Annotated in this window: 1 protein-coding gene; it reads right to left on the reverse strand. The window is 59.0% G+C overall.

Features of this window, described 5'->3' with window-relative positions:
• Positions 1-7,807: YDG domain-containing protein (locus tag G566_RS15620; RefSeq protein WP_022681088.1), on the reverse strand; the 7,807-nt coding region annotated here is incomplete at both ends.

Below are 7,807 nucleotides of genomic sequence, written 5' to 3' on the forward strand. Positions count from 1 at the left end.
ATCAATGGTCGCCGTCGTCGACGCCGTTGACGTCGTCAGCGTGTAGTTGCCCGCATCCGTGCCACCCAGCGTGATCCCGCTAATGCTGACCGTCTTGCCGGTGGCGGCGCGCGCGTCACTGAACACACCCGACGAGGTCGCAACGGTCAGAACATCGCCGCTGAACATATCGTTGAACGTTGCCCCAGAGGTGACCAGCGTTGCCGTGTCATTGCCGTCATAGGTCTTGTTCGTTGCCGTGATGCCAGACACCGAGCTGATCGCCGCCCGCGTGATCGTCGCCGTCCGCGAACCCGTCAGCGCATAGTTGCTCGCAAGGCCGGCATTGGAACCCGAACCAGCGTCAACAAGGGTTAGGCTGCCAACGTCGAAGGCCTTAGCAGTGCCTACGTCCTTAGCTCTCAGAGCACCCGCCGGATCTTGGAGTATACCCACACCAGAAATCGTAAGGGTTTCTGTGCCAACACGCTGACCAATGGTCAGCAACGATGCATCAATATTCGCCGTCGCATCATAAACGCGGCTACCTGTCAGGCTCACAGCATAAGGCGTAATCGTGCCGATTGCTCCAGATGCCTGACCGGTCGGATTAAGCGTATAACCATAAACCGGGATCGCGTTGGTGGCGGAGGAGCCCGCCGCCGAGAATGTAACGTTAGTTGCGATCACTGATTTTGTGCTGAGTACTGCATTATTGCTGTCGCGAAGAACATTCACCGTATCGAAATTCAGATTTGCCGAACTGACGTTTACAACATCTGTGCCGATCGCGCCCGTGACAACATAAACAACAGAGTCACCTCCCGTGAGCGTTACACTATCGGTGCTATCATAAACCTTGGTTACATTGCCGGTGAGGGCAACGGACACTAGCGCATCCCTAGAATAGAGCACGCCGTTTAGATTGGCAGCGCCTTGCGCACTGGTCGTTCCAAAAGTGGCGCCATACTGCTTAAAGCCCGGCGACAGGCCGCCTAGGGTATCGAACGCGGGATCTTTCGACCAGACCCGCCAGACGCCGCTCGCGCCTGCTGAGAGGGCCGATGCGCCAGCATTGTTGATAAAGTTGCCGGCGGAAGCGAGCGTGATATTGCCGCCGCTGGTGATTGCCTTTGCCAGTGTCAGGTTGCCCGCACTGGTTTGCAAGGTTACTGCGCCGGTGCTGGTGACACCAGCAGTGCTATCCCCAATTGTCAGGGCGCGGCCGCTCTTCAGGCTAAAATCACCGCCTGACGAAGCTCGCAGTACGCCGATGCTGTTGGTATTGGTGAGCGTTACTGCGCCCGCGCTAGACAAGATCAGATTATCAGTCGAAACAGCAGAATTTGCGGCCTGGGTGACGCCTCCCGCAGTTGTCGTGATCGTCACCGTCGATCCCTGGACCGACCCAATTTCCAGTGCCTGCGTATTCTTAATTGTCACAGGGAGGCCAAAGGCGTTTGCCGCGATCGTCCCGCCAAAGCTGTTATCGGCACCCAGGTTAAGTGCACCACGACCCGCTACACTTGACGTTGAGTTGGCGTCGCTCTGCTGCACCGTGAACGATAATTTATTGTTTAAGGCCAGCGCATTTTCAGCCTTAATGCCAGTCGCAACCGCACTACCCTGATCAACATACGCGCCAGCAGTCATGATGCTAACGGCGCCACGCACCTTGTTAACCTGCGACAAGGTTACCGATGCGCCGGGATTAACACCCGAGGAAACGATCGATTTTCCGCCCGCTTGAGAAATTACGGTGATGTCGTTGACCGTTGTTACCGTCCCCGAGCCATTCGTCGTTACCGTCACTAGGTCAACCGAGGCGCAGCCGGTCAGACAGGAACTGTTAGCCCCTTCGGAGTAGGTCGCGAGACTGGACGCAGCGAACAACTTGCCGCCTACAATGGACAGCGTAATCACGCCGTTAAGGCTAATCGTATTATCCTGTTGCGTGCCGGCACCAAACCCGAACACGTTCAGTGCAGAATCGCCCTGAATGAATGTTCCGCCGCCCGTCAGGTTAAAGCTTCCACCAACCTGCAGATAACCATCCTGGTTGTTGGCGTTGATGTCGGCCGCCTGGGTGGCATTACCCACCGAAACGAGGTTGAAGTCCCCCGCCACAAGCGTGTTGCCGAGGACAGTGCCCGTCGAACCCGTGCCAGAGTTGTTAAACGTTACATCTTTGCGTGTGTTGGGCTGGGCGTTAACTGTGAGTTTGCCGCCTAAATCAATTACCGCACCGTTGGTCTGCGTCAGCAACCCGCCAACCACGAAAGATGCGCTTGACGTGTTGGTCGCGCCGCTGGCTTTCAAACCAGCAAGGCTAACATTGGCATCGAACGGGTTGACGATCGTGTCGATCGTGACGCCACCCGAGCTGTAGTTGGTAAAACGATAACCCGCATCGCTGCTGATAGCCGCAGCAACCAACGGCACAATGTTGTCGGGGTGGATCAGGTCAACCAAGCCGCTGGATGTGATGGCAAGCTTGGCAGCCTTCACCGCAAAGCCAGTGTTGGAAATTATCGGACCATCAGCACCCGTAGTCTGGACGCCTTGCGACACGCCAGCGGCCTCAATCCAGATCGTACCCAACGCCTGTGTGCCACCAATCGCACCATCGATTATCAACGCCCCGGGTGAACGCAGCAGCAAGCTCTTGGCCGCGCCTGCACCATCACTGTTTACGCCCGCAAGGTCGATCGTGCCGCTGGCATTAGTTGTGACAATTGCCACGTCGCCGGTCAAAACAGTGCCGCGGGCCAGTGCGATGTTCCCGCCCGAGGTGATGTCGCCAGCAAGGATGTTACTGCCCGCACCCGACTGGGTGAATGCGCCGGTGGCACTGATGTCGCCCGTTGCCGAGGTGGTGAATGTGCCGGTATTTGCAACAGTCACCGCGCCGCCCGATGTTACTGCGGCGGACACTGTCAGTGCGCTACCAGCAAAGGAAACCGCGCCACCAGCTCCAACAGCAGCGTTGATCGCCAGATTGCCGCCGGTAAAGCCAAGCGCGCCAGCCAGCGTCGCTACCCCACCAATGGTCGTTATACCGGTACCGGCCTGCTGCGTCAGGCTTGTCGCTGTCAACGCAGCGTTGATACCAACATCCCTAGCCGAAACCAGCGTGACAGCGCCAAGCGCGCCGCCTGTTGCGCCGCCAACAATGCCACCGAGAGTGATATCGCCCGTGCCCGCGGTAATCGACAGCGTTGCGGGCGCACCTAGAGAAGCCAAAGAATTGAGCGTGCTGGAGAGCGCGACATTCGAATTAGTCGTGACCAGCGCCGTATTCACGCCGAGCGTGACTGCATTTCCAAAGCTCTGCGCCCCCACCGTCGTCACCGCGCCAGCGTTCAGAAGCGTCGTGCCAGCGCCATTCACGGCAAGCGAAGCAAGCGCCGCTGTGCCGCCCACAATGCCGCCAAAGGTCGTCACGCCGCTGCCCGTTACGGTCAATGCACGCGCCGTTCCGTCACTGTTGACCGTCCGGGTTAGGGTAATATCGGTACCCGAAAGAACCACATTGTTAGTCAGGACTATTGCGTCATCATAGGTCTGGGCGCCGGTCGTCGCGACATTGCCGCCCAGACGGACCACGCCATTGGTGTTCGTTTTAAGCGACGTCGCCGCCACGCTGGAACCAAAGGTCATCTGCCCGCGGCTAGAGAGAAGGATCGCGCCGAGCGGCGTGCTGCCGCCCACTACGCCCGTCAGCGTGACATTGGCTGAACCGACAGTTGCCGTGAAATCAAAGCCGCCGTTAAGCGTGCCCGTAATGCCAATATTATTATTGGTCGTGGTCAGAGACACAGCCTGGGCCAGCGAGACATTCCCACTATAGGTCTGTGTGCCACTGGTTGTGATCGCAGCGAGGTTGAGTGCGGCGTTGCCGGAAACGGAAAGCGTCGTCAGATCCGTGATCGAATCCGCGCCCGTGCCATCACCAAAAGTGGCGGCGCCGGTCACGGTTAGGCTGTAATTTGTTGAACCGCCAAGGCCGGTAAGCGTGCTTCCGGTCGAGACCGTCGAGGCTTCCAGGGTCGTATTCGCGCCAAGGGCAACCGCCTTGCTATAGGTCTGCGTTCCGCTGGTCTTGATCGTTCCGCCAGCGAGCTTAACTGCGCCGCTGCCCTTAACTTCAAGGCTGGTGAGCGCAGTGCCGGTGCCAGCGCCGACGGCGCCGTTGATCTCGGTGGTGCCGCTATCTGTGAGGATGAGCGCCCTCGCCCCATCAACGTCACCAAGCAGCTTCAGGCCAACGCCCTTGAGTTCGGCATTCCGCGTCAGCGTGATCGCACCCGTGTAGGTCTGCGATGACGACGTATCAATTAGGCTGGCACCCACAGAGGATGTGCCAGACACACTCAATGTCGTAACGCCAGTGACCGTGTCGGCCACGTCGCCGTTGCCCAGTACGGCGTTACCCGTGACCGTCAGGGCTTTGGCTCCACCCGTTACAGCATCCAGGAAGCTGACCGTCGAGCCCGTAACGACCATGTCGCTCTTGAGCGCAACAGCGTCACCATAGGTCTGAGTGCCGCCCGTCGTCGTGACATTGCCGAACAGCTCAACCGTGCCGCCCGCGTCGGTCGTTACCGATGCCGCTGCAACGCTGCTCCCAAATTTGGTCAGACCCGAACTGTTAACCGTGACACCGGCTAGCGAATTCGTGCCACCCAAAGCCTCGCTGAAGGTAACCCCGCCTGATCCAGCAGTAACAGTCAAGCCGCGGGCCGCGCTGCTCGTGGCACTGTCAACCACCTTATCAAAGCTGACAGCGCCGTCGGCATTCGTCGCAGTGAGAACCGCGTTTGCCCCCAGGGTGAGCGCATTGCCGAAGCTCTGCGCGCCCGTGGTTTTTACAGAGCCGCCATTGAGCAGCGTCGTGCTGCCGTTGCCACTCACCGTGAGCGATGCCAAGGCTCTGAACGCACCAACTGCGCCGCCAAACGTCGTCGTACCGCTACCGGTTACAGTCAGGGCGCGGGCCGAGCCGCTATCACTATCAACCTTCTGGTTCAGAGCAATATCCGTGCCTGTAAGAACTGTGTCGCGTCTGACGAAAACATCGCCATTATAAGTTTGTATGCCGGTTGTCGTAATGTTGCCGTCAAGTACGATCGACGTGCCACTTGTCACAACGGATGCCGCTGCGAAGGCGGCCTCGAAAGACGTAAGCCCAGCACTTATAGTTACGCCACCCAATGCACCTGTTGTGGTCTGCGCACCACCTGTACCAGCGTAGCTTGCGCCGCCAACGATGCCAGAAAGGAAGACCGCATGGGCCGCACCCGCCGTGATCGACAAGGTCGCTGGCGCAGGCGTCGACAGTCTGGACAAGGCTTCAGACGAGTTCAACGTCGAACCAAAGGTGACGGAGGAATTGCCGTTAAGGGTCGTGACCAGCGCCGTATTCACGCCGAGCGTGACTGCATTTCCAAAGCTCTGCGCCCCCACCGTCGTCACCGCGCCAGCGTTCAGAAGCGTCGTGCCCGCGCCATTCACGGCAAGCGAAGCAAGCGCCGCTGTGCCGCCGACAATGCCGCCAAAGGTCGTCACGCCGCTGCCCGTTACGGTCAATGCACGCGCCGTTCCGTCACTGTTGACCGTCCGGGTTAGGGTAATATCGGTACCCGAAAGAACCACATTGTTAGTCAGGACTATTGCGTCATCATAGGTCTGGGCGCCGGTCGTCGCGACATTGCCGCCCAGACGGACCACGCCATTGGTGTTCGTTGTAAGCGACGTCGCCGCCACGCTGGAACCAAAGGTCATCTGCCCGCTGCTAGAGAGAAGGATCGCGCCAAGCGGCGTGCTGCCGCCCACTGCGCCCGTCAGCGTAACATTGGCTGAACCGACAGTTGCCGTGAAATCAAAGCCGCCGTTAAGCGTGCCCGTAATGCCAATATTATTATTGGTCGTGGTCAGCGACACAGCCTTGGCCAGCGAGACATTCCCACTATAGGTCTGTGTGCCACTGGTTGTGATTGCAGCAAGGTTGAGTGCGGCGTTGCCGGAAACTGAAAGCGTCGTCAGATCCGTGATCGAATCCGCACCCGTGCCATCACCAAAAGTGGCGGCGCCGGTCACGGTGAGACTGCGCTTTGTTGAACCGTCAAGGCCGGTCAGCGTGCTTCCGGTCGAGACCGTCGAGCCAATCAGCGTCGTGTTGTTTAGAAGAGAAACCGCATTGCTATAGGTCTGCGTTCCGTTTGTCTTGATCGAACCACCAGCGAGCTGGGTTGTCCCGCCGCCCTTGACTTCAAGGCTGGTGAGAGATGTACCGACGCCAACGGCGCCGCTGATCTTGGTCGTGCCGCTATCCGTAAGGGTGAGCGCTTTTGCCCCATCAACGGAACCACCCAGTTCCAGGCCAACGCCCTTAAGTACGGCATCCGCCGTGAGCGTGATCGCACCCGTGTACGTCTGCGATGACGCCGTATCAATCAGGCTGGCACCAATGGAGGAGGCCCCAGACACATTCAATGTCGTGACACCCGTCACCGTGTCGGTCACATCGCCGTTGCCCAACACAGCGTCACCCGTGATCGTCAGGGCGTGCGTTTCACCGGTGACGGCCGCGAGGAAGCTGACCGTTGCGCCCGTAACGACCATGTCGCTCTTGAGCGCAACAGCGTCACCATAGGTCTGTGTGCCGCCCGTCGTGGTGACATTCCCGAACAGCTCAACAGAGCCGCCCGCGTCGGTCGTCAGCGATGCCGCTGCAACGCTGCTGCCAAATTTGGTCAGACCCGAACTGTTAACCGTGACCGCACCAACGGCGCCTGTCGTTGCCGGCGTTGCGCTCGCGTAGCTTACGCCGCCCACTATCCCTGTAAACGTAACCGCGCCGGAACCCGCCGTGATCGTAAGGGCCGCTGGCGCAGGCGTTGACAGCCTAGACAAGGCTTCAGACGAGTTCACGGTAGTGCCAAAGCTCACGTCGCCATTGGTCGTCGTTAGAACAGTATCCGCACCCAAAGTAAGTGCGTTTCTGAAATCCTGCGCGCCCGTCGTTGTGACAAAACCGCCTTTGAGCAATGTCGTGCCCGTAACCGCGCCGTTCACCGTCAGCGAGGCCAAGGCGGAGCCCGCGGCTCCAACTCCAACTGTGCCGCCAAAGGTAGTTGTGCCGCTGCCAGTTACGGTCAAGGCGCGGGCCGCTCCGAGGCTCTTAACCGTCTGGTTCAGCGTGATGTCGGTACCAACCAGGGTCGTGTTGCCCGTCAGCGTTACATTGCCGTTATATGTCTGCGTGCCATCCGTGGTGATTGCGCCGTTCAGCGAGATACCATTCACGGCATCAATGGCGAGATCTAGGAGACGCCGGGTGGCTCCAAAGCCGCCAGAGAGAGCAAAATCCGTGGCAAAAATGGCCAAAGACCGAGCTGTCGTCGCGTCGCTGTCCACGTCGCCCTGGATAGAGATACTGGCGCCGCGGAGCGTTACATTCGATGTGAGAACAACATTTTCATTGAAGGTTTGCGCGCCCGACGTCGTAACATTGCCGTTCAGTTCAACCGAGCCGCCGGCGTTCGTGGTCAGCGATGCCGCTCCCACGCTGCTCCCAAGTCTGGTCAGCCCTGTGCTGTTAACAGTCACATCGGCCAATGCCTTTGTCGCACCCACAGCCTCAGTGAAGGTAACGCCGCCAGAACCAGCAGTAACCGTCAAACTGCGCGCTGCACTGCTTGTGGCAGTGTCGACCACTTTAGCAAAGCTCACGGCGCCATTGGTTGAGGTAAGCGTGATGTTATCCGTAAGTGTAATGGCCTGCGCAAAGCTCAGCGCGTTGCCAGTCCCCGTCACGGAGATATTG

This window comes from Sandarakinorhabdus limnophila DSM 17366 (genome assembly GCF_000420765.1).
GTDB lineage: Bacteria > Pseudomonadota > Alphaproteobacteria > Sphingomonadales > Sphingomonadaceae > Sandarakinorhabdus > Sandarakinorhabdus limnophila.